This is a genomic window from Oceanicaulis sp. UBA6590, from assembly GCF_002433705.1.
Taxonomy (GTDB): domain Bacteria; phylum Pseudomonadota; class Alphaproteobacteria; order Caulobacterales; family Maricaulaceae; genus Oceanicaulis.
The window spans coordinates 1-25,657 of sequence record NZ_DJIQ01000010.1; the positions used below are offsets into that span (position 1 = coordinate 1).

The window sequence follows — 25,657 nt, forward strand, 5'->3', positions numbered from 1 at the left end:
TTCCCCCTCCGGCGGCATCAAGATGCCGCGCATCCTGCTCCTGCTGCGCCGGGCGGGAGGCGAGCTCTCCTCTCTCAGCCATCCGTCCGCTGCGGTCCGGACCCGGTTCATTGGTCGGCCTGTCAGTGATTCGGCGCTCGCCGGCGTCTGGGTGTATGCGCTGGCCTATCCGGCCGCGCTCGGACTCGGGGCCGTGGCGCTTGGCGCCGCTGGAGTGACCTTTGAACAGGCCTGGATGGTGTCAACGGCTTCACTTGTGAATGCGGGACCGCTGGCAGGCGTTGATTACGCAGCGCTTCCGCCAGCAGCGCTGGCGGTATCCGGGTTCATCATGGTGCTGGGACGGCTGGAAGTGCTGGCTGCGGCCGCCGCGTTTTATGTCATCTTCGCGCGTGACTGACTGAGCGCTGACAGGCAATCCTGTTGCAGCCGGGCCAAGGTATGTTTACCTAACTGAGGGGGCGCACGGATTGCGCCGGAATTCAAGTGCGATAAGGCCGATGTCTAACGATAAGAAACAAAACCTGCAGGACGTTTTTCTCAACACGGTTCGCAAGGGCAAGACTCCTCTCACCATCTTTCTGGTCAATGGCGTAAAACTTCAGGGCGTTGTCACCTGGTTTGACAATTTTTGCGTTCTGCTTCGCCGCGAAGGCCAGATCCAGCTTGTCTACAAGCACGCCATTTCCACCATCATGCCAAGCCAGCCCGTCCAGCTGTTTGACAAGGACGAGGCCGAAGGAGACGCCGAGGATTGATCGACCGCAAGCCCGCGCCGCAAACCGCACTCGTTCTCTCTCCGCAATATCCGGGGACGGACGCCAATCGCGCTCAGGCGCGGTTGGAAGAGGCCATTGGCCTGGCGCAAGCTCTGGATCTGGTCACGGCGGAAGCCCGCATAGAGCCGCTGCGTCGTGTTGAGTCGAGCGGCTTCTTCGGCACCGGCAAGATCGCGCAGATCGCTGAACGCGTGAAAGACGCCGAGATCACGGTCGTCATCATTGACGCTGCGTTGAGCCCCATCCAGCAACGCAATCTGGAAAAGAAGCTCAATGCCAAGGTGATTGATCGGACCGGTCTGATCCTCGAGATCTTCGGCCTGCGCGCGCAAACGCGCGAGGGCCGATTGCAGGTCGAGCTGGCGCGCCTGGCGTATGAGCGCTCGCGCCTTGTGCGCACCTGGACCCACCTTGAGCGCCAGCGCGGCGGTCGCGGCTTCCTGGCCGGTCCGGGGGAAACCCAGATCGAAACGGACCGTCGTATTCTCGCGGACAAGATGGCCAAGCTCCGCCGCGAGCTGGACGAGGTCAAGCGCACCCGCTCCCTGCACCGCAAGAAGCGCCAGACCGCGCCCTGGCCCACAGTCGCCCTTGTCGGTTACACGAATGCGGGCAAGTCGACCCTCTTCAACCTGCTCTCGGACGCACAGGTTCTCGCCAAGGACATGCCGTTCGCCACGCTGGATCCCACGGTGCGCGGCGTCAAACTGCCCTCAGGCCGCCGCGTCCTGATGAGTGATACGGTGGGCTTCATCACGGACTTGCCGACCGAGCTGATTGCAGCGTTCCGCGCGACACTCGAAGAGGTGATCGAGGCGGATGTACTCATCCATGTGCGCGACATGGCCGATCCCGACCATGAAGGCCGCAAGGCGGATGTGGAATCGGTCCTGGCCGCCCTGGGCGCCGGAGCAGAAGCAGACCAGCACGTCATTGAAGCGTGGAACAAGTCCGATCAGCTGTCGGCTGAGGATCATGAAGAGCTGGTCTGGCGCGCCAAGCTGCCCAAGCGGGAGAACGGGCCTGTCAGCATCGTGACCTCCGCAGTGACGGGGGCGGGCGTTGACGCGCTTCTGGAACAGGTCGAACTGGCCCTGTCCGTTGATGATGTCGCTCTGCGCCTGGAGTTCGGCCCGTCTGATGCGGAAGCGCTGGCCTTTGTGCATCGCCATGGCGCGATCCTGTCAGAGACCACAGATCGCGATACGGGCGTGGTGAGCGTGCATGTGCGCCTGAGTGAAGCGGACGCCGGCCGATTCAACCAGCGTTATGGCGTTTTCGAAGAGGCTGACAGCCTGGCTGACTAGGACCGCTCCTCGGTTTTGACCGCGAGCCACAGGGCTTCCATGGTTTCAAGGTCGGCCTCCTGAACACTCCCGCCTTCGCGGGTCAGACGCGCTTCCACGCCGCGGAAACGACGTTCGAATTTCGCGTTGGCGTCCCGCAGTGCGGTTTCCGGATCCAGCTGGAGTTTGCGCGCGAGATTGGAAACCGCGAACAGGAGATCTCCGATCTCTTCGTGAATATGCGCCGGGTCGTCCTCGGCGATGGCCTCCCGGACTTCAGTCAATTCTTCCTCGATCTTGTCCAGAACCTGATCGATGTCCGGCCAGTCAAACCCGACCCGGGCCGCACGTTTGGAGAGTTTCTCAGCCCGCAACAAGGCGGGCAGGGCGACGGGCAGATTGGCCAGCACAGACGGGTCTTTATCGGCCTTCGCCGCGCGTTCCTCTGCTTTCTGGGCCTCCCAGGCGCTGATCTGGGATTGGGCGTCCCGCGCATCCGCATCCGAGAAGACATGGGGATGGCGACGCAACATCTTCTCTGAAATCGCGTCGGCGACGTCCTCGAAGCGGAAGAGGCCTTCCTCTTGCGCCATCTGGCTATGGAAAACGACCTGGAAGAGAAGATCGCCGAGCTCGTCCTTGAGTTCAGCCATGTCTTCACGCTCGATCGCGTCCGCGACTTCGTAGGCCTCCTCGATCGTGTAGGGGGCGATGGTGCGGAATGTCTGTTCGATATCCCAGGGGCAACCGCCGTCGGGATCGCGCAACCTGTCCATGATGGCGAGCAAACGATCCAGCGCTCCAACCGGCTTTGAGTCGATGGCCTCGCGATCACGATAGGGAAAGCAGGCTGCAGTGTCGGGGTTATCGGTCATCATCATCCAGCGCATTCGGGTGAAACAGATTCCCTGCTGAATAAGGGAAGTCGGTGTCCTTGGGAAAGGGGCGCCGGAAACGCGCTTGATGGTTCATTGTTTTTTCAGTTGCACAGCCGAACCTGATCGCATTCATTGGTTGTGTTTATGGAGATCACGATTCTCACAACTGTCTCCCTTCGCGCCAAGATTCTCATCCTTGTGGTCACGGTGACGGTTTCCGTCGCCATGGTTGTGGGATTTGCGAATTTCATCCAGGCCAGTTCGATGAGCCGGACCGCGGCGCGCGCGGAGCTGCATGCCGAGACCCGCGTGGTCGCCGCTCACATACAAAGCGCGTTCCAGATTGCGAATGATCAGGCCTTCATCATCCGCAATACGCCGCCCATCGAGGGCATCATACGGGCAAAAGCCAACAATGGCGTCGACCCATATGATGGCAGCACGCTCGAGACCTGGCGGGAGAGACTGGCGGACATCTTCAGGTCCCATCTCGAGGTTGAGCGTGAATACACGCAAATCCGCTTTATTGGCATAGAAGATGGCGGGCGAGAGATCGTCCGCGTCAACCGTTTGGCCGAAGGGTATGAAATCGTTGATGCGCAGGAGCTTCAGAGGAAGGGAGAGGAGTTCTATTTCCAGCCTGGATTGATGACGCCGCAGGACGCCATCTACACCTCTCCCATTACGGTCAATCGCGAGTTTGGCGGTCCCAGCGGGGACATGACGCCAACGGTGAGGACCATCGTCTCTGTGCGGACGCCCGAAGGCGACCCTATCGGGATCATCGTGATCAATTCCGACATACGCGTGATCATGGAAGAGGCGCTGCTAGAGGCCGCGCCGGACTATGAAGTCTACATCTCGGATTCCCAGGACAATTTCATCCATTACCTTCCGGACCAGGGCGTGGTGCGCAATGAGTTCGCCTTCCAGGCGGGCTTCGAGCCGCCTGAACTCCTCAGTCTGGATGCCGAAGCGCTTCAGGACGTCGACGGTTACACCTATGTCCTCCACACCCTGGAAGCAGGTGAGGGTGGCGGGAACGGTCTGATCTTCCGGATTCTGGTTGGCGAACCGAACGAAGCGCTGATGCAGGGCGCCTACGCCATTCGCCAGCAATCCATGTTGCTAGCGGTCAGCCTGGTGGTGCTGACCGCGATTGGGTCTTTGCTCTTTGTCACCAGCCTGACCCGTCCCCTGGGAGAGTTGACCGAGGCCGTGCTCACCTATGGCCAGTCCCGGGAACCCATAGCGATCAGTTTCAGCAATAATGACGAGATCGGCGAGCTGGGTCGCGCCTTCATGGAGATGACGCAGGCCCTCAAGCAGAATGAGCTGAGCGCCAATACATTCGAGAACATCATCGACGGCTTGATCCTGATGCGGCCGGACGGATCCATTCAGTCCCTGAACCCAGCCGCAAGAGTCATGTTCGGATATGCAGAGGATGAGCTGATCGGCCAGGATATTTCAGTCCTGCTGCCGGATGGCGTCCGGCAGGAGCGTGAGGGAGCTGTCCGGAAGATCTCGTGTTTCATCGAGCAGCATCTGGTGGGTGAAACCTTCGAGGCGGAAGCATGCATGAAGAATGCTGAGCCCCTGCCTGTCGAGCTGACCCTGAGCGATGTCCAGAGGGCTGACGGCAAGCTTTTCGGCTTGATGATCCGGGATATTTCAGCGCGCAAGCAGATGGAGGTGATGAAGGACGAGTTTGTCTCCACCGTGAACCATGAGCTGAGAACGCCCCTGACATCCATGCTGGGCTCCTTGAGCCTGCTTCAGGCACGCCTGCAGGCGAAGTTCAAGGATGACCAGAAGGCGTCCACATTGCTGGATATGGCCCAACGTAGCTGTGATCGTCTGCATCATCTGGTCAATGACATCCTCGATCTTGAGAAGATCGCCGCCGGCAAGCTGGAATACCGGATGGAAGAGGTGCCCTGTGATGACCTCGTGCAGGATGTCGTGGAAAGCCATCGCGTTCTGGCCGAGGAGCATGATGTCCAATTCGTGCTCGACCTGAAGGCCGATGACCCGCCCGTCCGTCTGGATGTGTCACGCTTCACCCAGGCGCTGGTCAATCTCTTGTCCAATGCGGCGAAATATTCCCCGGCCGGAGAGACCGTGACAATTCTCACGCGCAGGCTTGAGGACGGCCATATCCGGATCTCCGTGGCCGACAATGGCCCCGGAATTCCGGAAGAGTTCCAGCCGCGCATCTTTGACCGCTTCTCCCAGGCTGACAGTTCGACCACACGTCGCGTCGGCGGGAATGGCCTTGGCCTGAATATCACCAAGAACCTCGTTGAAGCCTTTGATGGGGAGATCAGTTTCGACACCAAGGTCGGTGAGGGGACAGTCTTCCATATCCTGCTTCCGATCGTTGACGCCGTCGCCGTTGACCCCCTCGTCGACGAGACGACTGACTTCATCAGCCTCCAGACCCAGATCGGATGATCATCGGATGACGCTCAAGAGGATCGCGTGTGTCGAGGATGACCCGGATATCCGGATGATCCTGAACATGTCGCTCAGTGAGATCGGCGGCTTCAGCGTGCAGCTTTACGAGGACGGGCCAACAGCGCTCGCCAGGCTTGGGCAAGACGAACCCCAGCTGATCATGCTGGACATGATGATGCCTGGAATGAATGGGCTGGAGGTTCTGGCGGCGCTCAGACAGAAGCCGGAATTCATGAACACGCCCGTGATCTTCATGACGGCCAAGGCGCAATCCCATGAACTTGACGCCTATATCAGCGCGGGCGCCCAGTCGGTCATCGTCAAGCCTTTCGATCCGATGACCCTGCCGGAGAGCTTGCTGAAGATCTGGGAAGATCTGGACGGCTAGTGCGGACGTTGTTGCTGGGCGATCCGGCTGATGGCGCGCATGACCACAGCCCGATTGAAGGGTTTGATGAGGACATGGTCGACTCCGTTCCGGATCACGGAGTGAATTTTCTCGGCGTTGTTCTCTGACGTCAGAAAGATGATGGGGGTCTGGCTGGGAAGGCGGGCCTGACCAGAGCGCACCTGCCTGAGAAGCGACAAGCCGTCTACAGGTTGCATGTACCAGTCAGAAAGCAACATGGTCGGCGTGTAGGTGCGCATCAGCGCCAAGGCTTCCTGTCCCGAACTCGCCATACGAACTTCGCCGACGCCGATATCCGTCAGAAGTTCCCGCACGAGATTGCGCACGGATATATCGTCCTCGACAAAGAGGATGCGTTGAACCTTCAGGAGCTTTCGAAGGGCATCGGCCTGGTCATCCCCATAGGATCTTGGCGCTGGATTCTCAAAACTTTGCACCAGCTTGGAATGGTCGACCGTGACATAGCTGCGCAGTTTCGCGATCTTGCTCAAGCTGACATAGATGCGCTCCATGCGCTTCGGCGTGATGTCCTGTTTCGATTGCAGGAGCTCATCCGCATCCTGTTCCAGCTTGAAGAACTGCGCCCCCAGGATCGGGAATCCCATGCAGTACGCAGCGCCTTTCAGACGGTGACTTTCCGCATGTAGAGATTTGAGGTTCTGCTTGAGCTCGAATTGGGATGCCTTGTCATCACCCATGATCCGGGTCAAGGTGGCAAGTTGTTCTGGAAACCTGTTGCAGAACTGTTCGACGACGCGTCTCGGGTTTGCGCTGGGCATACAGGACTCCGTTAAGGCTGGGCCCACTCTATGCGAGGGTTCTATTGCAATCGTTACCCACCGTGTCCGATCAGTTCGCGAGCGCGCGCCCCAGAACGCCATGAAGGCGATGCGCGTCAAAGGGTTTGAGGAGATAGCCATCCGGCCGGTACAGGCCGGCGCGTTCGATCGCCTGCTTTGAGGAGGGGACGGTCATGAAAATGAACGGCGTTTCCCGTGAGGGCTGCAAGCCGCCCGAGCGAACTTTCCTGAGCAGGTCGAGACCATTGTCGCCCTCAAGTTGCCAGTCGCAGATTATGGCGTCGACGGAATGCGCGCTGAGGTATTCGACCGCGTTTTTGGCGCATGTCTCGTAAACGACTGAAGAATAACCTTCCTCCTTGAGATACATCTCAGCGAGGCCATGCAGATTGGTGTCGTCATCCACAAAGAGAATGCGTTTGTTGTCCCTGGGGTCCACAAGGGGCGACACTGACAGGTCTTCGGTACGGGGCTCATAGCCCAGATCTCTGAGCACGCCCGCCTGATCGAGCATGTCGGCGATCATGTCCGGCAGGCGCGTCTGTTCCAATGCGGGGCGAGCATCAAGGTCCGAAGAAAGCTGGGTGAGGGCGACCTCCTCGATGAGCTCGAAATTGCGAGCCATGGCTGGAAAACCAAAGGATCCGTACGACCCCAGGAGTCGATGCGACAGCCTCGCGATGTCATCCAGCAATTCTGGATCAACGCCAGATCCTCCATCGGTCTGCAGGCGGGCGTGCAAGGCCTGGATGTCGTCATGGGCCCGGCTCAGGAAGGTGCGGCGCAGGTCCGATAGATCTGTCGAGGTCGGCATGAATCGCCTCCATCACTCAGTGAACTTATTCAGGAGTGTGAGGGGCGGGTTGAGAATATCAAGATAACAAACGTGTTTAATTTGAAGTTTGTCACCAATGCGGGCCAGTGAGACCTACCGAGAAAGTGCGCATAAGACATATTATGAGAAAAGAATTGGATTATATGCGGCTCAGATCAATCAAGGCGCCATCTGACGGCGCGAGGGTTATCTGGAGGCCGTCATAAGCCGGCCTGACGCCCTCTGGCAGGCGTTCCAGGAGGTCCTTGTAATCAAGATCGATATGAAGATTGGTCAGGACGCCAAGCCGGGGCTTTATCTGCGACAGCCAGTCGAGCGCCAGATTGACATGCGCGTGACTGGGATGCGGCTTGTCACGCAGTGCGTCCACGATCCAGAGGCTTGTCCCTGACAGCGCCTGCATGGCTTTCTGGTCGAGGCCGTTCACGTCCGGCGTGTAAGCCAGCGGCCCGATGCGAACGCCGCTGCACGGTTCCCGTCCATGAACCACATCAAAGAGCGAAAGTTCGATCTGACCGCCCGGACCGTCAATGCTGGCGGTCTGGCCCGCTTCAAGGCCATGATCCCGCATGAGCGGCGGATAGCCTGAGCCCTCTGGCGTCTCAAAGATGTAGCCGAAGCGCGCGCGCAACAGCGACTGCGTTTGCGAATTCATCATTGCGTCGAGCCGGGCGCCGCGTCGATAGACAAACGCCCGGACGTCATCAATGCCGTGCGCCTGATCCGCATGGGCGTGTGTAAAGGCGACGCCATCAATGCTGGTGACGCCTGCCGAGAGCATCTGCTCACGTAAATCCGGAGATGTATCAATCAGCAAGCGCGTGGCTTCGCCTGCCTTGAGGGCCTCCAGGCTGTGTGCGCGTTCCACTAGCAAGCTACAGCGGGACCGTCGATTTTTCGGGTTCCTGGGGTCGCACGCCCCCCAGTCTCCATCAATGCGCGGCACGCCGCCTGATGATCCACAGCCCAGGATGCGGGCTCTGATCACCGGGCCCGACGTCATGCGATGCGGATCCGGTCAAACAGACGCAGAGCCGCCTGCGTGGTGCGTTCGGCGCCTTCCTCGGATGACCAGCCCTTCACCTCGCACAGCTTGTCAAGAACATGTGGCAAGTATGCAGGTTCATTGCGCCTTCCCCGATGCGGAACAGGCGCCAGATACGGGCAGTCCGTCTCCACAATCACCCGGTCCTCAGGCACGATGTCACGGAAGACGGACCGGACATCCTCGGCCTTCTTGAAAGTGATGATGCCCGATGCGGAGAAATAGGCGCCGAGCGCGGCCGCGCGTCGCGCCAGCTCGGAGCCCCCGGTATAGCAGTGCAGAAGCGGCCGGAACGCCCCCTTCCCCATTTCGTCCTCAAGAAGCTCCGCCATCTGCTGATCGGCGTCCCGGCAATGCAGGATGATCGGCAGATCAGCGCGACGCGCCGCCTCGATATGCGCGCGCAGTGAGGGATACTGATCTTCGGCCGGACTGTAATTGTAATGGAAATCAAGTCCGGTCTCGCCAATGGCGACGACCTTGGGATGCCGGGCGATGTCCAGCAGTTCATCGGCTGTGATGTCAGGCCGGTCCTTGGCGTGATGCGGGTGGGCCCCAATGGTGCAATAGACGTCGTCATGCTTTTCCGCGATGGCGGCGACCTGCTCGAATTCATGCAGGCGACAGCAGATTGCGATCATCGGAGAGACGCCCGCATCCCGAGCGGCGTCCAGAACGGAGTCCAGATCGTTGGCGTAATCCTCGCCATGAACATTGATATGGGTGTCGATCAGCATCAGGTCTCAGTCTGCTTGGGCCGCATCCTGCATCAGCCCGAATGCGGCGTAGAGTGTCTGTTTCGGGTCGAGGTAGAGGGTTTCGCTCTCTCTCGCCAGACGGGTCAGGCGGTCGGCCGCCTCCACCCAGGCGCCCGCCCTGTCCGCACCGCCGGTTTCAAGCGCCAGGGCGCGGGCGCGGTTCTGAGCGTCAGCCACCAGAAAATCGAGCGTGATCGGTTTGATTTGCTCCCCGCCCTTGCGCGTAGCCGAGGCGGCGATTTGTGCGATGGCCGCGCGATCAAGGCGCGGCAGACCGGACAAGGCCGTATCGATGGTGGCCATCAAGGCGGGCGCATCAGTTTCCGCCAAAGCGAGCGCACGGCCCGGCGCGCCCTGCGCCAGCATTGCGGCGCGCTGCGCTTCATCAGCACTCATCTGGTGGCGGTCCATGAGCCATTGCGTCGTGGCTTCAATGCTGGGCGCGCGAAGGATCAGACGACGGCAGCGCGATCGGATCGTCGGGAGCAGGCGTCCGGGCGTATTCACGATAAGAATGAGCAAGCCTCGCTGAGGCGGTTCTTCAAGAGTTTTCAGCAAAGCATTGGCGGAATTGACGTTCAGCTCGTCTGCGCTGTCGACGATGCAGACCCGCCACCCCTTGCCGCTGGCGCTCTTGGAGAAGAATTCCGGCGCGCGACGCGCCTCCTCGACCGGGATCTCGCCCTTCAGCTTGCCGGTCTTGTCGTTATAGGGGCGACGGATCAGAAGGAAGTCAGGATGCGACAGCGCTTCAAGCCGGCGGCAGACCGGATCGTCCGGATCGCTCGCCAGTCCCGCCTCGTCAGTCGCCCGGGCGCCCAGCAGTCGTCGGGCCAGACGGTAGGCGAAACTCGCCTTTCCCACGCCCTTGGGCCCCGACACCATCCAGGCATGATGCATGCGCCCGCTGCTGATCGCGGCTTCGGCCTCGTTGAGCGCCGCATCCTGTCCGAACAGGTCGTAGACGCGACGAGGGTGGGGCAGCCCCCCTTCCCGGTCCGCTTCTGGGCGATCCTCGTCACTCACTTCAGCGCTCCGAGGCGTTGGGTCAGGATATCGAAGGCCGATGCCGCAACCTGATCCGCCGGCATGGCGCCATCAAGCACCACGCAGCGCTCTGGCGCCGCGCGTGCGATATCCAGAAAGGCGACGCGAAGAGCATGGTGAAAGGCGGCCGGCTTGCGCTCGAAGCGCGTGGCGCCTTCGCCGCGAAGACGCGTGCGCTCAAGGCCGGTCTCAGGATCAAGATCCACGACAAAGGTGAGGTCCGGGCCAAAACCATGCATACTGGCGCGGTCGATCTCATCGATCTGCGCGGTCGACATGCCGCCCGCAGCGCCCTGATAGGCGCGCGTTGAGTCCGAGAAGCGGTCACAGATCACCCAGATGCCCTGATCGAGGGAGGGCCGGATCAGGCGCTCCACATGGTCAACGCGCGCGGCATACAACAACAGGGTTTCAGACAGGGCGGACCAGCGTTCGGTATCACCCTCCACCAGCAAATTGCGCAGGGCTTCGGCATTGGGCGTGCCGCCGGGTTCTCGCGTGATCAGGGTTCTGACGCCCTGCGATTCCAGGGACTCAGACAAGGCCTTGGCCAGCGTGGTCTTCCCCGCGCCCTCCCCGCCTTCCAGCGTGATGAAACGACCTTGGGTCATGGATCAACCGCCACGGATCAGACGCGCCAAGGCCGCGCCAGCCCGGCCCATCGCGCCCTTGCGGGCCACAGACTGGGCGGCTTCAACCGGCACGCTCATCTCGCGACCATCGGGCAAGGTGACGTCCAGCTGACCGACAATGTCCCCCTCCTGAACCGGCGCATGCAGGGGAGCCTGATAGACCAGTTCGGCGGTGACGCCGTCGCGATCGCGACGATGCAGGCCAAAGGACAGGTTTTCAGCGGCGCGCAGCTCCACACGCGGGGCCACGCCCAGATAGACCTCGGCGTCACCCAGAACCTCGCCGGCCTCGACAAGGTCCACGGTCGAGAATTCTGAGAACGCAGCCCGCATCAGGCGCTCGGATTCATCCGCCCGCGCGCGATTGGAGTCCATGCCGTTGAAAACAACGATCCGACGCTCGCCGTCGCGTTCCGCCGAGGCGACAAGGCCATAGCCGGATTCCTCGGTATGGCCGGTCTTCAGCCCATCCGCGCCGTCAAACACGCCCAGCAACGGATTGCGGTTATACTGACGGATGCCGTTATAGGTGAACTCGGTTTCCGAATAGATGTCATAGTATTGCGGATAGGTCTCGATGATGTGGCGGGCCAGGCGCGCAAGATCCAGCGCGGAAATCCGGTGATCAGGATCGGGCCAGCCCGTCGCGTTGGCGAAGCTGGCGCTCTCAAAACCCAGCTCATGGGCGCGCTCGGTCATCATCTGGGCGAAGTTCTCTTCCGTGCCGCCAAGCGCTTCCGCCACCACGATGCAGGCGTCATTGCCTGATTGCACGATGATGCCCCGGATCAGATCGCCGACTTCGGCGCGTGAGTTCACATCGAGGAACATGGTGGAGGACCCCGAGGCCGCTCCGCCTCGCCGCCACGCGTTCTCACTGACCGGCAAGGAGGTGTCGAGCGTGAACCGTCCGTCCTCAAGGGCCTCGAAGACCATGAGCGCGGTCATCAGCTTCGACATGCTGGCCGGCGGCATCGGCTCCTCGCCATTCTTGGAGAACAGCACGTCCCCGCTCTCGTAATCCAGGATCACGGCGTGGGAGGCGCGCGTGTCAAACGCGCTCTGCGCCATCGCGGACGGCGATAGGCTGACAGTGATCAGGGCGAGCAGGCAGAGCAGTCGACGCATGATGAGGGTCCCGGGATTGGCGGTTGAAGCGGAATCGGCGGCGGTTGCGGACACCCTAGCCTTCATCGGAACTTGGCTGAAGCGTGGCGTCCAGATTTTGGGTGAAAGACGGCGTGTGATCTCCGGGCGGACCGGTTTCAGGATCAAAAAAGACGGGCGGCGCGGCGCGGTCACGCCGATCGGCCGGACCCAGACCCTCCACCCTCACCTCCACAAGCCCGTCATCGGTGAAGCCGAGGGCTTGCGCGGCGGCGTGGCTGAGATCGATCAGGCGGCCGTCGATATATGGGCCGCGATCATTCACCCGAACGATGATGCTGGCGCCCGTATCCAGACGCGTCACCCGCGCCCGGCTGGGCAGTCGCATGGTGCGATGCGCAGCAGTCAGCTGTGTAGAATCAAAAATTTCGCCGTTCGCTGTCTGGCGACCCTCAAAACCCGGCCCATACCAGCTGGCGAGCCCCGTCTCCACGCTGCGCGGCGTATCCTCATCCGGTGTGAACACGGGCGGAGGCGGCGCGGGGTGAACGGCTGGCGCCTGACGCCCCAGACGCGGCTGTTGGGGCGGCTGCCCCGTACAGCCGGCCAGCATGAGGACGGTCAGAATGGCGAGGCCTGAATGCAGCAGGCGCAGTTTCGTGAAGGACATGCACGGACCCTGGTTCGCTGGGAGCCAGTGTAATTCAAGCCAAGTGTGGCGAAAGTGCGTGTCGCAGGCGGCATGGATGCAGCAAGGGCCGCGGTTTGGAACCGCGGCCCTTGCCCATCAGGTCAGATGGAAGCGGACGCTAGGACCGATCAAGGTCAAAGCGGTCGAGCTGCATCACTTTCACCCAGGCGTCGACGAAGTCCTCGACAAAGCGGTCTTCCGCGCCGTCAAAGGCGTAGACCTCGACCACCGCGCGCAGTTCGGCGTTGGAGCCATACACAAGATCCGCTTCGGTCGCGGTCCATTTGAGCGCGCCTGACTGACGATCCCGGCCCTCAAACACATACTCGGCGTCGGTCGGCCGCCAGACCGTGTTCATGTCCAGCAGATTGACGAAGAAGTCATTGCTCAGCACGCCCGGCTGATCGGTCAGAACGCCATGAGCGGCGTCGCCCGTATTGGCTCCGAGCGCACGCATGCCGCCCAGCAGAACCGTCATTTCCGGCACCGTCAGCGACAGGGTGTCTGCGCGGTCCACCATCAGTTCGGACGGGGAGCGACGGTTGGCGGGATCATAATAGTTCCGGAAGGCGTCCGCACGCGGCTCGAGATAGCTGAATGCTTCCACATCGGTCTGGTCCTGGGAGGCGTCCGTGCGTCCGGGCTCGAACGGGACAGTGATGTCATGACCAGCCTGCTCGGCCGCGCGTTCAACCCCCGCTGCGCCGCCCAGAACGATCAGATCGGCCAGGGATACGCGAACATCATCCGCCTGACGGTCATTGAAGTCCTGCTGAATGCCTTCCAGCACGGCAAGAACACGGTTGATCTCGGCGGGATTGTTGACCGCCCAGCTGCGCTGCGGATCAAGACGCAGGCGTGCGCCATTCGCGCCGCCACGCATATCGGTGTCCCGATAGGAGGACGCCGCCGCCCAGGCCGTGCGCACAAGCTCGGCATTGCTCAGATCGGTATCGAGAATCGCCGATTTGAGTGCGGCGACATCGCCATCATCGATCAGGGCGTAATCAGCCGCCGGAACCGGATCCTGCCAGAGCAGTTCGACATCGGGCACGTCCGACCCCAGATACCGTGCGCTCGGGCCCATGTCGCGGTGGGTCAGCTTGAACCAGGCGCGGGCGAAGGCGTCCTCGAATTCCTCGGGGTTTTCCAGAAAGCGCGTCGTGATCTCGCGATAGGCCGGATCAACCTTCAGTGCGAGGTCGGTGGTGAACATGATCGGGGTTTCGTACTCGTCCGGATTGTGAGCGTCCTGAACGATCATGGCCTCTTCCGGATTGGCGGGAATCCATTGAATGGCGCCGGCCGGGCTGCGGCTCTGGACCCATTCGAAATTATAGAGGTTCTCCAGATACTGCATGGTCCACATGGTGGGCGCCGCGCTCCAGGCGCCTTCCAGACCGGAGGTCACCGTGTCGGCGCCATTGCCCGTGCCACAGGAATTGTCCCAGCCCAGACCTTGCGCCTCGACCCCGTTGGCGGCCGGTTCAGGACCGGTGCATTCTTCCGGGCTATGGGCGCCATGGGCCTTGCCGAAGGTGTGGCCGCCGGCGATCAGCGCGGCGGTTTCCTCGTCATTCATCGCCATGCGGCCAAAGGTGTCGCGAATGGCGTTCGCGGCGAGTTGCGGATCCGGCACGCCGTTCGGGCCTTCCGGGTTCACATAGATGAGGCCCATCATCGAGGCCGCCAGCGGACGTTCGAGTTCGCCGCCCTCATAGCGCGCCTCATTGCCCAGCCATTCTTCCTCGGCGCCCCAGTAGACAAGCTCGGCCTGCCAGTCGTCCTCACGCCCGCCGGCGAAGCCCAGGGTTTCAAAACCCATGTCTTCCATTGCGACCGTGCCGGCCAGAATCATCAGGTCCGCCCAGGAAATGTTCGCGCCGTATTTCTGCTTGATCGGCCAGAGCAGACGCCGGGCGCGATCAAGATTGGCGTTGTCGGGCCAGCTGTTGAGCGGTTCGAACCGCTGCTGGCCGCCGCCCGCGCCGCCGCGACCGTCAAAAGTGCGATAGGTGCCGGCGCTGTGCCAGGCCATGCGAATGAAGAAGGGACCGTAATGCCCCCAGTCAGCCGGCCACCAGTCCTGGGAGTCGGTCATGAGCGCGCGCAGGTCTGATTTCACCGCCTCAAGATCGAGAGACTGGAAGGCGGCCGCGTAGTCGAAGTCTTCTCCGAGCGGATTGGATCGGGTCGTCTCATTGAGGCGCAACTGCGTCAGGTCGAGCTGATCGGGCCACCAGGCGGAGTTGGGACGCGGCTCCTGGACGCCATGTCCCATGGCGGGGCGCTGATAGTCCTGAGTTTGAGCGACCTCACGCGAGGTGTCGTTGAGTTCGCCCTGAATGCCCATGCCCGGAAACGTCGCGCAGGCGGATGCGCTGAGTGCGATCACGGCGCTGGTCGTCAGAAGTAAGCCCTTGTTGATCCAAGTCATATCGGAAGTCTCCCTGAACAAAGATATGCGCTTTTGTTCAGGCACAGCTTTCCCGCCTGCACATGAGGGGCATGTGAAGTCATGCCAGAGCTCTGGCGAAAACAAAGACAGGGAACGCTCTATGCCTGTATCGAGAGCGCCATGATTACAGTTTGTACAGGGTGCGCCGTTATTTCGTCAAAATGATTGCTTTGATGGCAGCGATAAATGCTTTTTATGGGGCAGTGCAGCATTTTGAGCCGCGTCGACTGCAAGGCGTCAGCGGGGCGCGCTTGTGCCCTCACCTGTCTCCGGGCTAAACACGGATGTGACGGAGGGGTGGCAGAGTGGTCGATTGCGGCGGTCTTGAAAACCGTTGAGCCGCGAGGTTCCGGGGGTTCGAATCCCTCCCCCTCCGCCACCAGACAGAGCCCTGCTTTGTCCGAGTTGCACCGCGAGCCCTGCGATTTCTCCCTAGTTCAGAAGCAGTCTGGTCAGCGCCTCGCCGACCCTTTCGGATACATGATCTCTCGGCGTATCAGGCGACAGCACGGCGAGCGCTGTGGCCATGCGATCGGGCTGGCCCAGGGTTGCGTTGATCATCACGAAGACCAGCGCCGGGTCCTGGATCGGTATGATCTTTTCGTCGATGCCTTGCTGGATCAGCGGGCGCGCCGCTTCATAAAGCGGCTGCAACAATTGCTCGGCGATGATCTGGCCTTTGGGGACGGGCTCCAGGCTGCCGCGCGCAATGAAACCGCGCACATCGGCGCTCTGATCATAGAAAGAAGCGGTCATGCGGATGATCAGCTCCAGACGATCTCTCGCACTCATCTGCTCGTCAGCCGCGAGAGCCTGAAGCGCCGCAATCTTGCCCTCCAGCATCTGACCGAACGAGTCCACGCAAGCCTGCCAGAGGCCTTCCTTGCCGCCAAAGTGCACGGCCACCAGATTGGGCGCGACATTCGCGGCCTTCGCGATCGCGCGAAGCCCCGCCGCTTCATATCCAAAATCTGCAAAGTGTCGCGTGGCGGCCCGGATCAGCGCCTCCCGGCCATCGGGCGCGTCCGCTCTGCGACGTCCGCGCCGTCGGGGCGTGTTCTCTTGACGCATCTTTCACTCCGCAATCATATGTACGAGTGTACATATGGAATCGTTTCCTCATTAAAGGCAGGCGCCTGAGAAAGGGTGAATACCATGCGACCATCCCTCACCCGTCGTGCAGCGCTGTATAATCTGTCAGCGTTTGGACTACTGGGCGTCAGCGCCTGTGCGCCAGACTTTGACCCCGATTCCCGCACTGACCAGATGACGGGCGCGCTCGACGGCACCGTCGTGGAAGCCTTCTTCTACGCTTTCGGCCCCTATGAATTTGCGCGCTCCATGCAGGCCCTCTCCGGTCAGATCCATGTCGGGGACAGGCTCATCTCCGAAGAGGCGTTGGCGGATGCGGCGCAACGGGCGGGCGGCGCGGACGTGCTGATCAATCGCCATATCCATGTGCGTGATCTCGCCGACGAACGCATCCGCTCTGTCACCGCGCCGAACAATGACACGCTTTACACATCGGCGGTTCTGGAACTGTCCCAAACGCCGGTCCGGCTGATCGTGCCAGAGCATGGCGAACGCTATCTGTCGGTCGCGCTGATGGACATGTTCACCGACCAGCGCATGGTGGGCGCCCATGGCCGCAAAGGCGCGCCGGGCGAGTATCTGATCATCGGACCCGACAGTCCTCTTGAGGACGGACCTTTCGTGATCCGGATGCCCAGCAATGACGCCTGGTTGCTCGCGCGCACCTTCGTGGCGGGCGTTGAGGATCTGGAGGCCGCGCGGCAGGTGCAGAGCGGCATCTCTGTCGAGCCGCTTGATCCCGAGGTCCAGCCCCGCCGCTTCATTACGCGCGCACCTGCGGACATGGAGCCTGAAAGCTTTCTGGCGCTGACCAATGAAGTGCTGGGGCGTTCGCCCGGTCATCCTCAAGTGGAGCGGTCCGCGCACTTTGTCAGGAAAGGCATCGTTCCCGGCCGCATCAATGCCTGGGAGGATCTGTCGCTGGGCGCGCGCCTCGCCTGGTCTCGCTGGCTGCCCCGCGCCCTGCCGCGTGTACGGCAGGGATTGTCACGCACACAAAGCCGGATGGGCTGGAACACGCCGCCTGTCACCCTGGGCGATTATGGCGAGAATGATGTGGTGCGCGCCGCCATCGCGCTGATCGGGTTTGGCGCCTTGAGGACTGAAGATGCGCGATACTTCCGGACTGAAACCGATGAGGCGGGCGAAGAGCTCAATGGCGCCAAAACCTATCAGATGGTGATCCCATCAGAGGGGGTTCCGGTTGAGGCCTTCTGGTCGCTCAGTCTTTACGAGCCAGATGCAGATGGTCGCCTCTTCTTCTATGAGACGCCGCTCGACCGGCACTCCATCAATTCTGGCTCCTCAGACCTTGTTCGCGCCGCAGACGGCTCGATTGTTCTTCAGCTGTCTCGAGAGCGGCCAACCTCTGACGGCATCGTCTGGATCCCCACGCCTGCGGGCAAGTTTGAAGCCATCTTCCGCACCTATGAGCCTCAAGAGGCCGTGATCGTTGGCAGCTGGTCCGTGCCGCCTATAGAGCGCATCCACTGACAGGACGAATTGCCTCAGCCTCCAGTTCTCACTTTCCGTTTCAGCAAGAGCCGGCGACCGTTAGTCTGGTGAAATCTGACAATTGGAGGGTGACATGTCCCGACTTCACCAACACGCCGAGCACCATCTCGTCGCCCGTGTCGGCTGGCTGCGTGCCGCGGTGCTGGGCGCCAATGACGGCATCGTCTCCACCGCCAGCCTGATTGTGGGGGTCAGCGCGGCGTCTGCGGCGACGTCGGATGTCCTAATCGCCGGGGTGGCGGGTCTCGTCGCCGGGGCCATGTCCATGGCGGCCGGGGAATATGTCTCGGTCAGCTCCCAGTCTGACACCGAGAAAGCCGATCTGTCGCGCGAACGCGCCGAGCTCCGCGATCAGCCAGAATTCGAGCGTGAGGAGCTGGCCCGCATCTATATGGAGCGCGGCCTTGAGGAAGGCCTCGCCTTTCAGGTGGCGGACCAGCTGATGGCGAAGGATGCGCTCGGCGTGCATGCCCGCGAGGAGCTGGGCATATCCGAGATCACCACGGCGCGCCCGATCCAGGCGGCGTTCACCTCGGCGGCGACGTTTGCGGTGGGCGCAGCCCTGCCCTTGCTGATGGTTCTTCTGATGCCGGCCCAGCTACTTAGCGCGGGCGTCAGCGCGGCCTCCCTGGTGTTTCTGGCTCTTTTGGGCGGTGTCGGCGCGAAAGTCGGCGGCGCCAATGTCACCAAGGCGGCGGTGCGCGTCACCTTCTGGGGGGCGCTCGCCATGGCGCTGACGGCGGGCATTGGCGCGATGTTTGGGGCCGTGGTTTAGCGCCCTCGGTGCGCGCTGCGGCATGGAGCCACGCTTCACAGCCCGCTTCAGGTATGGAAGTCAGGCGCTTGCCCCCTGCCCGCCTTCAAGGATGACTGACATGTATGAAGACCGTGTCCGCCGCCGCGACCTGATGGACCGTATTGTCAGCGCGGATGACGCCGCCGCGATGATCAAGGACGGCATGATGGTGGGGATGAGCGGCTTCACCCGCGCCGGCGAAGCCAAGGCGGTGCCCATGGCGCTGGCCGAACGGGCGAAGACGCATCCCTTGCAGATCAGCCTGATCACCGGCGCGTCACTCGGCAATGATCTCGACAAATCCCTGATGGAGGCGCACGTCCTCAAGCGGCGCATGCCGTTTCAGGCGGACCCGGCGCTGCGCAAGGCCATCAATGCCGGCGAGGTGATGTTCGTCGATCAGCATCTGTCGGAAACCGTCGAGATGCTGCGCACGCGCCAGCTCGGCCCGGTGGATGTGGCGATTGTCGAGGCCGTCGCGATTACCGAGCAAGGCGGGATCATTCCGACCACCTCGGTGGGCAATTCGGCGAGCTTTGCGATCCTCGCCGAGAAGGTGATCGTGGAGATCAACCTCACCCAGTCTCACAATCTTGAAGGCCTGCACGACATCTTCATACCCACTCGGCGACCGGTGCGGATGCCCATTCCTATCGTTTCGCCCGAGAGCCGGGTGGGCATGCCCTTCATACCGATCGATCCCGAGAAGATCGCCGCCATCGTCATTTCCGAAAAGCTCGACAGCTCCGCCCCGGTCGCGGACCCGGATGACGAGACGCGCGCCATCGCCGGTCACCTCACGGATCTCTTGAAGCATGAAGTCAAGCAGGGCCGGCTGACCGAGACCTTGCAGCCGCTACAGGCGGGGATTGGCAATATCGCCAATGCGGTGATGCACGGGCTGATCGATACCCCGTTTCATAATCTGAAGATGTATTCCGAGGTCCTGCAGGATTCCACCTTCGACCTCTTTGATGCGGGCAAGCTCGATTTCGCCTCGGGTTCCTCCTTCACCCTGTCCAAGGACCGCTATCATCAGGTGATGGCGGACTTTGCGCGCTACAAGTCCAAGCTGATCCTGCGCCCGCAGGAAATCTCCAACCACCCCGAGGTGGTGCGGCGCCTCGGGATCATCTGCATCAACACGGCGCTCGAGTTCGACATCTACGGCAACGTCAACTCGACCCATGTGGCGGGCACGCAGATGATGAACGGGATCGGCGGATCAGGCGATTTCGCCCGCAATGGTCATATGTCGATCTTCGTCACCAAGGCGACCGCCAAGGGCGGCGGCATTTCCTCGGTCGTGCCCATGGTCAGCCATGTGGATCATAACGAGCATGATGTGGACATCCTGATCACCGAGCACGGGCTCGCGGATCTGCGCGGCCTCGCCCCGCGCGAACGCGCGCCGCTGATCATTCAGAACTGCGCGGACCCCGCCTATCGCGAGCATTTGCAGGACTATTACGACCGGGCGCTCAAGCGCGGCGGACATACGCCTCATGTGCTCGAAGAGGCGTTGTCCTGGCATGTGCGACTGACCGAAACCGGCCGGATGAACTGACCTACGATCAGCCCGACATCGCGGCATAGGTCGCGAAGACCACAATGGCGAGCGCGAGCCCGCCAAGCGCGATCACCAGCGGGCGCGACAGGGTGATTGCGGGCTGCGCTTCGGGGCTCTCACCTCCCTGCGCGACCATTACAAGCCGCACCGCGACGATGATCAGCGGGACCGACAGGACGAGGCCGAGCCATTCCAGCACGAACAGATTGTGCGGCATGGCGACCGGGGACACCGGGAAGAGGCCGCCCAGATCGATGGCGTAGACCACGAAGTACCCAAGCCCTGCCAGCCCCGCGAGCAAGCCCTTGCTGTAGGTCCGCAATCCCATGAACCAGGCGAGGATGAAACTGCCCAGGCCCAGCACGGTCAGGAAGATATTGAACCCTGCCAGCACGATCGCCGGATAGGCGCTGAAGTCGCGGGCTTCGATCGGGCCGCCCGGGATCATCAGACAGAGATTGAAGGCGGAGAGCGCAAGCAGCGCGGCGGCGATCTGGCGAAGACGCATGACAGCCTCAGTATTGGCTTTCAAAACTGGCCTGTGCGGCGGCGTAGGCGCTCGCCCAGGCCCATTGGAAGTTATAGCCGCCCAGCCAGCCTGTAACGTCGACGCATTCTCCGATGAAATAAAGGTTTGAAACTATACGGCTCTCCATCGTCTTCGATGAGAGACCATCCGTGTCGACGCCGCCACGCGTCACTTCGGCGGTGCGCCAGCCTTCCGTACCCGCAGGCTTCAGGCGCCAGTCGGACAAGGTTCTTGCGAGCGCTTCAAGATCAGCATGGGAGACATCCGCCAGCCGGGGCCAGTCCGGCATCAGACCGGATTGCGCCATATAGTCGACAAGGCGCTTGGGCAGCAGGGTTTCCAGCGCTTTGCTCAGCGATTTCATCGGCATGTCGCGCTTGAGCGCCTTGAGCTGATCGGCGCCAAACTGACCGGCGAACAGATCAATGCCGATCTCCTCGCCGGGTGACCAGTAGGAAGACACTTGCAGGATCGCCGGGCCGGACAGGCCTCTATGGGTGAAGAGCATGGCTTCTTCAAACCGCCCCTGCCCTGCGCGTGCGATGACGGGCGTCGCGACCCCGGACAGGCTGGCGAACTGCTCCTTGATCTGACCCTCAAAGGTCAGCGGCACCAGCGCCGGTTCGGGGGTGATCACCTCATGGCCGAACTGTCGCGCCAGATCATAGGCGAAGCTGCTGGCGCCGATCTTCGGGATGGACAACCCGCCCGTCGCCACGATCAGGCGTTGGGCTTTCACCGGTCCTTGTGAGGTTTCGAGGTGAAAGGCGCCGTCCGCATGGCGCACCTGCCTGATCTCGACGCCCAGTTTGAGCTCCGCGCCGACGCTCTCCATCTCGTCGAGCAGCATCTGGATGATCGCGCCGGACTTCTGGTCACAGAAGAGCTGACCCAGTGTCTTCTCATGCCAGCTCAGACCGTGACGCTCCATGAGCGCCAGAAAATCTGTAGGCGTGTAGCGCGCCAGTGCGGATTTGGCGAAATGGGGGTTCTGGGAGAGGAAGCACGACGCCCGTGTTCCCAGATTGGTGAAATTGCAGCGCCCGCCGCCGGAAATCCGGATCTTTTCGGCGGGCTTGCTCGAATGATCCAGAACCCGGACCGACAGACCCAGAGCGCCCGCCTGCGCCGCATAGAACAGTCCGGCTGCGCCTGCGCCCAGAACCACGGCGTCATAAATCTTGGACTGGGTCATCTGGCGTCCGCTCAAGGCAGGGGAACGAAAACGGTATGCGCAGCGTAATAAGGACAGCCTGCATTCCCACGCAAGCGCGGCCTGCCTAAACTGTCAGCGAATCCCGACGTGAAGGAGCCTCGTCATGACCGCTTATGTGATCAATCCGCCGGTTGAAACGATGGTGCCGGTGGAAGGCGGTGGTCAGTTTCCGGTGAGGCGCATTTACTGCGTCGGGCGCAATTACGCCGACCATGCCCGTGAAATGGGCGCTGACCCGGATCGCGAGGCGCCGTTCTTTTTCTCCAAGCCTCGCGATGCAGTCGCAACGCGCCCCGAAGTCGCCTACCCGCCCGCCACGCAGGACCTTCATCACGAGGTGGAGCTGGTTCTGGCGCTGGGCGCCGGCGGGACTGATCTGAGCCCGGAACGGGCGAAGATGCTGATCTATGGCGCAGCCGCAGGGGTGGACCTGACACGGCGCGACCTTCAGGCCGAGGCCAAGAAGGCTGGGCGGCCCTGGGACGCATCCAAGGGTTTTGACCAGTCTGCGCCCATCGGCCTGATCCGTCCCGGGCAAGCGCCGGAAAGCGGCGCCATAAGCCTGAGCGTCAATGGTGAGACGCGCCAGACAGGCGATCTCGAACAGATGATCTGGTCAAGTGCCGAAGTGGTGTCACACCTGTCAGGCCTTTTCCGGCTTGAGCCGGGCGATCTCATCTATACCGGCACGCCGGCGGGGGTTGGGCCGGTGATGCCGGGGGACCAGGTGGAAGCGGTCGTCTCAAATCTGCCTCCCCTTCGCTTCACCCTGGTCTGACCGGGTCAAAGCGCTCCGCCTTATGCGGCTCTGGCGAAGACAGGCGGTGCGGCTTGCCCGTCTGCGCGGTCCTGTCTACATGCGGGCGGTGCGAAAGGACAAGTCATGAGCGAGCCGTTCAAGACCTCGGTCGATCTCCAGGGCGAGGACATTCATTGGGATCCCGACAAGGGCCTCTCCTATGGCCGCTATCTGGGACTCGAACAGGTGCTCAGCGCCCAGGCCCCGCTGACCGATCAGCATGACGAGATGATGTTCATCATCATTCATCAGGCGTCCGAGCTGTGGCTGAAGCTCTGCCTGCACGAGCTCGACGGCGCCCTCGCCCATCTACAGAACGATGAAGTGCGTCCGGCGATGAAGATGCTCGCCAGGATCGCGCGCATCCAGGAACAGCTGACCCAGTCCTGGTCGGTGCTATCGACCATGACGCCCGCCGATTACCTGAAATTCCGCGACGCTTTGGGGCAAAGCTCGGGCTTTCAGAGCCATCAATACCGCATTCTCGAATATCGTCTGGGCAACAAGAACGCAGCCCTGTCTCGCGTCTTCGCCAATGAGCCCGAAGCGCATGCGGCCGTTACCCAGGCCCTTCATGCGCCCTCGCTTTATGACGAGACGCTCAAGCTTGCCGCGCGTCAGGGCGCGAAGGTGCCTGAAGCCCAACTCGACCGCGATTGGTCGCAATCCTACGAACCGTCCGCCGAGATCGAAGCCATGTGGCGCGAGGTCTATCTCGACACGGCGCGCTGGTGGGAACTCTATGAATTTGCGGAAAAGCTGGTCGATCTGGAACAAAAGTTCCAGCAATGGCGCTTCAACCATATGAAGACCGTCGAGCGTATCATCGGTTTCCGCCGCGGCACCGGCGGTTCGGGCGGAGTGAGTTATCTCGTCAAGGCGCTCGATCTGCGTCTGTTCCCGGAACTCTGGACCGTCCGCACCCAACTTTGATCAGGAGGCGCACATGCGCAGCTTTTACATCTTCATCAAATGCGAGCTGGGTCGCACCTATGACGTCGCCTCCGCGATCGTGGACACGGTGAGCGAGACGCGTCAGGTGCATTCGGTGTCCGGCGAGTTTGATCTCTTGGCCCAGTTTGCGGTTGAGGATGATGCGGATATCGGGCGCTTCGTGAACAAGTCCGTCCAGACCATTTCCGGGGTGAAGGACACCCAGACCCTGATCTGTTTCAACGCCTTCACGCCTGATCGCGGACAAGGGCTCGACTGATCATGCATTTTGGCGTTTTCGACCTCTTCAAGATCGGCGTCGGTCCGTCGAGCTCGCACACCGTGGGGCCGATGAAGGCCGCGCGCCTGTTCCTGGAGCGCGTGGAGGAAGAGCATGGCCTTGAGAAGGTCGCGCGCGTGCAGGCGGAAGCCTATGGCTCGCTGGCGCTGACGGGCTCGGGTCACGCCACTGACAAGGCGATCCTGTGGGGTCTGGAAGGCGTGACGCCTGAAGGCGCCGATCCTGATGCCCTGCCAGCCCGGATCGAGCGCATCACATCCGAGAAAACCCTCAAACTGCTGGACCGCCGCGAGATCGACTTCGACCGGGAACACGACCTGCTGTTCCGGGGCGAGAAACGCCTTCCCTTCCACTCAAATGCGATGAAATTCATGGCCTTTGACAAGGAAGGTGAAGTCCTGCGCGAAGAAATCTGGTACTCCATTGGCGGCGGTTTCGTCATTGATGAAGCCGAGGCGGGCCGCAACTCTGCGGCCGAGGCGCTCAAGGGGGAACCCTATCCGTTCAATTCCTGCGATGAGCTTCTGGAGATCTGTGATCGCGAAGGCCTGACCATCCCCGAGCTGATGATGGCCAATGAAACCGCTTTCCGTGAGGAGGGCGAGGTGCGCGGCTGGATCGCAAGGGTCACCGAGACCATGGAAGGCTGCATTGATCGCGGTCTGGGGCAGCGCGGGGTGCTTCCCGGCGGTCTCAACGTGAAGCGCCGCGCGCCGGTCATGCGCGAAAAACTGATGGCGGAAGCCGCCCGCGCCGAGACGGACCCCCTCGCCTCCATGGAATGGGTCAATCTCTGGGCCATGGCGGTGAATGAAGAGAACGCGGCGGGCGGCAAGGTCGTCACCGCGCCCACCAATGGCGCGGCGGGGATCATCCCTGCGGTGCTGCGCTATTATGATCGTCATCATCGACGGTCCAATGATCCGGACGCCATTGCGCGCTTCTTCCTGACCTCCGCCGCCATTGGCGCGCTCTACAAGCAGAACGCGTCCATTTCGGGCGCCGAAGCCGGCTGCCAGGGTGAAGTCGGCGTCGCCTGCTCCATGGCGGCCGGCGGTCTGGCCGCGGCGCTGGGCGGCACGAACCGTCAGATCGAGAACGCCGCCGAGATCGCCATGGAGCATAATCTGGGCCTGACCTGCGACCCGGTGGGTGGGCTGGTGCAGATCCCCTGCATCGAGCGCAACGCCATTGGCGCGATCAAGGCGATCAACGCCGCCCGCCTCGCCTTGATGAGCCAGGATGCCGATTACAAGGTGTCACTGGACCAGGTGATCGAGACCATGGCCCAGACCGCAGCGGACATGAATGACAAGTACAAGGAAACCTCCACCGGCGGTCTCGCGGTGAACGTCCCGGTGTGCTGATCTCTTTTCAGTCCTGACGAACAAAAAACCCCGGAGTGCGTGCCCCGGGGTTTTCTGTTTTCAGAGAGGTCAGCCGCTTAAGCCGCCAGGCCGTCCGCCACGGTGTACTTGGCTTCGGTCTTCTCGGCGATCTCCTCAAGGGTGACGCCGTCAGCCAGTTCGACGAGCTTGAGGCCGTCCTCGACCACGTCGAATACGCCCAGCGTGGTGATGACGCGGTCCACGCAGCCCTTGCCGGTCAGCGGCAGGGAGCATTCCTTGAGCAGTTTGGTCTCACCCGCCTTGTTGGTGTGATCCATGATCACCACGACGCGCTGCACACCGGCAACGAGATCCATCGCGCCGCCCATGCCC

Annotated in this window: 25 protein-coding genes, 1 tRNA gene and 1 pseudogene; 13 read left to right on the plus strand and 14 right to left on the minus strand. The window is 61.8% G+C overall.

Going from position 1 to position 25,657, the window contains the following annotated elements:
- The 3 genes and pseudogenes from B2Z70_RS02295 to hflX form a co-directional block, all read left to right on the plus strand.
- Window positions 1-400 (plus strand): annotated as a pseudogene (locus B2Z70_RS02295) (hypothetical protein); the annotation flags it as partial.
- Window positions 401-500: 100 nt separating this feature from the next.
- Window positions 501-758, plus strand: coding sequence for an RNA chaperone Hfq (hfq, locus tag B2Z70_RS02300; RefSeq protein WP_009800894.1), 258 nt, complete (start codon window positions 501-503; stop codon window positions 756-758).
- Window positions 755-2,086, plus strand: a complete 1,332-nt coding sequence (gene hflX, locus B2Z70_RS02305; protein ID WP_292980518.1) for a GTPase HflX — start codon at window positions 755-757, stop codon at window positions 2,084-2,086. The genes hfq and hflX overlap by 4 nt, the downstream gene beginning before the upstream one ends.
- On the opposite strand, the gene mazG is transcribed toward hflX, so the two are convergent.
- The gene (gene mazG / locus B2Z70_RS02310; RefSeq protein WP_348764641.1) at window positions 2,083-2,955 is read right to left on the minus strand and encodes a nucleoside triphosphate pyrophosphohydrolase; all 873 of its coding nucleotides are present in this window, start codon (window positions 2,953-2,955) and stop codon (window positions 2,083-2,085) included. The genes hflX and mazG overlap by 4 nt on opposite strands.
- A gap of 132 nt (window positions 2,956-3,087) precedes the next feature.
- Here mazG and B2Z70_RS02315 point away from each other — a divergent pair, with 132 nt between their 5' ends.
- Together B2Z70_RS02315 and B2Z70_RS02320 are read left to right on the plus strand one after the other, a co-directional pair.
- Window positions 3,088-5,400 carry an ATP-binding protein gene (locus B2Z70_RS02315; protein ID WP_292980524.1) on the plus strand — a complete coding sequence of 771 codons (2,313 nt, stop codon included), beginning with the start codon at window positions 3,088-3,090 and terminating at the stop codon, window positions 5,398-5,400.
- A gap of 7 nt (window positions 5,401-5,407) precedes the next feature.
- Window positions 5,408-5,791 (plus strand): response regulator, encoded by a 384-nt coding sequence (locus B2Z70_RS02320; protein ID WP_292980527.1) that lies wholly within the window; start codon window positions 5,408-5,410, stop codon window positions 5,789-5,791.
- Here B2Z70_RS02320 and B2Z70_RS02325 read toward each other — a convergent pair.
- The 9 genes from B2Z70_RS02325 to katG all read right to left on the minus strand — a co-directional run bounded on the left by B2Z70_RS02325 (window position 5,788) and on the right by katG (window position 15,164).
- Complete coding sequence (locus B2Z70_RS02325) at window positions 5,788-6,591, minus strand: response regulator (protein ID WP_292980530.1); 804 nt, start codon at window positions 6,589-6,591, stop codon at window positions 5,788-5,790. The genes B2Z70_RS02320 and B2Z70_RS02325 overlap by 4 nt on opposite strands.
- Before the next feature lie 70 nt (window positions 6,592-6,661).
- Entirely contained in the window at window positions 6,662-7,426 is a 765-nt protein-coding gene (locus B2Z70_RS02330) for a response regulator (protein WP_292980533.1), read from the minus strand.
- Between the two features lie 160 nt (window positions 7,427-7,586).
- The gene (locus B2Z70_RS02335; protein WP_292980536.1) at window positions 7,587-8,264 is read right to left on the minus strand and encodes an MBL fold metallo-hydrolase; all 678 of its coding nucleotides are present in this window, start codon (window positions 8,262-8,264) and stop codon (window positions 7,587-7,589) included.
- 182 nt (window positions 8,265-8,446) lie between these two features.
- Window positions 8,447-9,229 carry a TatD family hydrolase gene (locus B2Z70_RS02340; RefSeq protein WP_009800874.1) on the minus strand — a complete coding sequence of 261 codons (783 nt, stop codon included), beginning with the start codon at window positions 9,227-9,229 and terminating at the stop codon, window positions 8,447-8,449.
- Between the two features lie 6 nt (window positions 9,230-9,235).
- The gene (locus tag B2Z70_RS02345) at window positions 9,236-10,276 is read right to left on the minus strand and encodes a DNA polymerase III subunit delta' (protein ID WP_292980541.1); all 1,041 of its coding nucleotides are present in this window, start codon (window positions 10,274-10,276) and stop codon (window positions 9,236-9,238) included.
- Window positions 10,273-10,908 carry a dTMP kinase gene (gene tmk, locus B2Z70_RS02350; protein ID WP_292980544.1) on the minus strand — a complete coding sequence of 212 codons (636 nt, stop codon included), beginning with the start codon at window positions 10,906-10,908 and terminating at the stop codon, window positions 10,273-10,275. Before tmk ends, B2Z70_RS02345 begins: the two co-directional genes overlap by 4 nt.
- A gap of 3 nt (window positions 10,909-10,911) precedes the next feature.
- Window positions 10,912-12,057: a D-alanyl-D-alanine carboxypeptidase family protein gene (locus tag B2Z70_RS02355; protein ID WP_292980547.1), complete on the minus strand. Its 1,146-nt coding sequence runs from the start codon at window positions 12,055-12,057 to the stop codon at window positions 10,912-10,914.
- Window positions 12,058-12,112: 55 nt separating this feature from the next.
- Window positions 12,113-12,706: a septal ring lytic transglycosylase RlpA family protein gene (locus B2Z70_RS02360; protein ID WP_292980550.1), complete on the minus strand. Its 594-nt coding sequence runs from the start codon at window positions 12,704-12,706 to the stop codon at window positions 12,113-12,115.
- Between the two features lie 139 nt (window positions 12,707-12,845).
- The gene (gene katG / locus B2Z70_RS02365; RefSeq protein ID WP_292980553.1) at window positions 12,846-15,164 is read right to left on the minus strand and encodes a catalase/peroxidase HPI; all 2,319 of its coding nucleotides are present in this window, start codon (window positions 15,162-15,164) and stop codon (window positions 12,846-12,848) included.
- A gap of 312 nt (window positions 15,165-15,476) precedes the next feature.
- Here katG and B2Z70_RS02370 point away from each other — a divergent pair.
- Window positions 15,477-15,564 (plus strand) — tRNA-Ser (locus tag B2Z70_RS02370).
- Window positions 15,565-15,617: 53 nt separating this feature from the next.
- Here B2Z70_RS02370 and B2Z70_RS02375 read toward each other — a convergent pair.
- Window positions 15,618-16,256, minus strand: a complete 639-nt coding sequence (locus tag B2Z70_RS02375) for a TetR/AcrR family transcriptional regulator (protein ID WP_009800868.1) — start codon at window positions 16,254-16,256, stop codon at window positions 15,618-15,620.
- 84 nt (window positions 16,257-16,340) lie between these two features.
- Here B2Z70_RS02375 and B2Z70_RS02380 point away from each other — a divergent pair, with 84 nt between their 5' ends.
- The 3 genes from B2Z70_RS02380 (at window position 16,341) to scpC (ending at window position 20,155) form a co-directional block, all read left to right on the plus strand.
- Window positions 16,341-17,771 carry a DUF1254 domain-containing protein gene (locus B2Z70_RS02380; protein WP_292980556.1) on the plus strand — a complete coding sequence of 477 codons (1,431 nt, stop codon included), beginning with the start codon at window positions 16,341-16,343 and terminating at the stop codon, window positions 17,769-17,771.
- A gap of 94 nt (window positions 17,772-17,865) precedes the next feature.
- The gene (locus tag B2Z70_RS02385; RefSeq protein ID WP_292980559.1) at window positions 17,866-18,567 is read left to right on the plus strand and encodes a VIT1/CCC1 transporter family protein; all 702 of its coding nucleotides are present in this window, start codon (window positions 17,866-17,868) and stop codon (window positions 18,565-18,567) included.
- A gap of 91 nt (window positions 18,568-18,658) precedes the next feature.
- On the plus strand, window positions 18,659-20,155 hold the full coding sequence (scpC, locus tag B2Z70_RS02390) for a succinyl-CoA:acetate CoA-transferase ScpC (protein WP_348764640.1): 1,497 nt from the start codon (window positions 18,659-18,661) through the stop codon (window positions 20,153-20,155).
- 7 nt (window positions 20,156-20,162) lie between these two features.
- On the opposite strand, the gene B2Z70_RS02395 is transcribed toward scpC, so the two are convergent.
- Window positions 20,163-20,666, minus strand: coding sequence for a DUF8051 family protein (locus B2Z70_RS02395; RefSeq protein WP_292980565.1), 504 nt, complete (start codon window positions 20,664-20,666; stop codon window positions 20,163-20,165).
- Between the two features lie 7 nt (window positions 20,667-20,673).
- Window positions 20,674-21,882 carry a BaiN/RdsA family NAD(P)/FAD-dependent oxidoreductase gene (locus B2Z70_RS02400; protein WP_292980568.1) on the minus strand — a complete coding sequence of 403 codons (1,209 nt, stop codon included), beginning with the start codon at window positions 21,880-21,882 and terminating at the stop codon, window positions 20,674-20,676.
- Window positions 21,883-22,006: 124 nt separating this feature from the next.
- Here B2Z70_RS02400 and B2Z70_RS02405 point away from each other — a divergent pair, with 124 nt between their 5' ends.
- From B2Z70_RS02405 to B2Z70_RS02420, 4 genes are all read left to right on the plus strand, one after another.
- Complete coding sequence (locus B2Z70_RS02405; protein ID WP_009800862.1) at window positions 22,007-22,681, plus strand: fumarylacetoacetate hydrolase family protein; 675 nt, start codon at window positions 22,007-22,009, stop codon at window positions 22,679-22,681.
- Window positions 22,682-22,786: 105 nt separating this feature from the next.
- The gene (gene kynA, locus B2Z70_RS02410; protein WP_292980572.1) at window positions 22,787-23,635 is read left to right on the plus strand and encodes a tryptophan 2,3-dioxygenase; all 849 of its coding nucleotides are present in this window, start codon (window positions 22,787-22,789) and stop codon (window positions 23,633-23,635) included.
- Window positions 23,636-23,648: 13 nt separating this feature from the next.
- Complete coding sequence (locus B2Z70_RS02415; RefSeq protein WP_009800860.1) at window positions 23,649-23,915, plus strand: Lrp/AsnC ligand binding domain-containing protein; 267 nt, start codon at window positions 23,649-23,651, stop codon at window positions 23,913-23,915.
- A 2-nt stretch (window positions 23,916-23,917) separates the two neighbouring features.
- The gene (locus B2Z70_RS02420) at window positions 23,918-25,303 is read left to right on the plus strand and encodes an L-serine ammonia-lyase (protein WP_292980575.1); all 1,386 of its coding nucleotides are present in this window, start codon (window positions 23,918-23,920) and stop codon (window positions 25,301-25,303) included.
- A gap of 77 nt (window positions 25,304-25,380) precedes the next feature.
- On the opposite strand, the gene B2Z70_RS02425 is transcribed toward B2Z70_RS02420, so the two are convergent.
- Window positions 25,381-25,657, minus strand: a 277-nt coding sequence (locus B2Z70_RS02425) for a CoA-transferase (RefSeq protein ID WP_292980578.1), incomplete at its 5' end; no start/stop codon positions are given.

Coding starts and splice junctions, on each gene's coding strand:
- hfq (WP_009800894.1), top strand. CDS start 501: ATGTCTAACGATAAGAAACAAAACCTGCAGGACGTTTTTCTCAACACG.
- mazG (WP_348764641.1), bottom strand. CDS start 2,955: ATGCGCTGGATGATGATGACCGATAACCCCGACACTGCAGCCTGCTTT.
- B2Z70_RS02315 (WP_292980524.1), top strand. CDS start 3,088: ATGGAGATCACGATTCTCACAACTGTCTCCCTTCGCGCCAAGATTCTC.
- B2Z70_RS02320 (WP_292980527.1), top strand. CDS start 5,408: ATGACGCTCAAGAGGATCGCGTGTGTCGAGGATGACCCGGATATCCGG.
- B2Z70_RS02325 (WP_292980530.1), bottom strand. CDS start 6,591: ATGCCCAGCGCAAACCCGAGACGCGTCGTCGAACAGTTCTGCAACAGG.
- B2Z70_RS02330 (WP_292980533.1), bottom strand. CDS start 7,426: ATGCCGACCTCGACAGATCTATCGGACCTGCGCCGCACCTTCCTGAGC.
- B2Z70_RS02340 (WP_009800874.1), bottom strand. CDS start 9,229: ATGCTGATCGACACCCATATCAATGTTCATGGCGAGGATTACGCCAAC.
- tmk (WP_292980544.1), bottom strand. CDS start 10,908: ATGACCCAAGGTCGTTTCATCACGCTGGAAGGCGGGGAGGGCGCGGGG.
- B2Z70_RS02355 (WP_292980547.1), bottom strand. CDS start 12,057: ATGCGTCGACTGCTCTGCCTGCTCGCCCTGATCACTGTCAGCCTATCG.
- B2Z70_RS02360 (WP_292980550.1), bottom strand. CDS start 12,706: ATGTCCTTCACGAAACTGCGCCTGCTGCATTCAGGCCTCGCCATTCTG.
- katG (WP_292980553.1), bottom strand. CDS start 15,164: ATGACTTGGATCAACAAGGGCTTACTTCTGACGACCAGCGCCGTGATC.
- B2Z70_RS02375 (WP_009800868.1), bottom strand. CDS start 16,256: ATGCGTCAAGAGAACACGCCCCGACGGCGCGGACGTCGCAGAGCGGAC.
- B2Z70_RS02380 (WP_292980556.1), top strand. CDS start 16,341: ATGCGACCATCCCTCACCCGTCGTGCAGCGCTGTATAATCTGTCAGCG.
- B2Z70_RS02385 (WP_292980559.1), top strand. CDS start 17,866: ATGTCCCGACTTCACCAACACGCCGAGCACCATCTCGTCGCCCGTGTC.
- scpC (WP_348764640.1), top strand. CDS start 18,659: ATGACTGACATGTATGAAGACCGTGTCCGCCGCCGCGACCTGATGGAC.
- B2Z70_RS02395 (WP_292980565.1), bottom strand. CDS start 20,666: ATGCGTCTTCGCCAGATCGCCGCCGCGCTGCTTGCGCTCTCCGCCTTC.
- B2Z70_RS02400 (WP_292980568.1), bottom strand. CDS start 21,882: ATGACCCAGTCCAAGATTTATGACGCCGTGGTTCTGGGCGCAGGCGCA.
- B2Z70_RS02405 (WP_009800862.1), top strand. CDS start 22,007: ATGACCGCTTATGTGATCAATCCGCCGGTTGAAACGATGGTGCCGGTG.
- kynA (WP_292980572.1), top strand. CDS start 22,787: ATGAGCGAGCCGTTCAAGACCTCGGTCGATCTCCAGGGCGAGGACATT.
- B2Z70_RS02415 (WP_009800860.1), top strand. CDS start 23,649: ATGCGCAGCTTTTACATCTTCATCAAATGCGAGCTGGGTCGCACCTAT.
- B2Z70_RS02420 (WP_292980575.1), top strand. CDS start 23,918: ATGCATTTTGGCGTTTTCGACCTCTTCAAGATCGGCGTCGGTCCGTCG.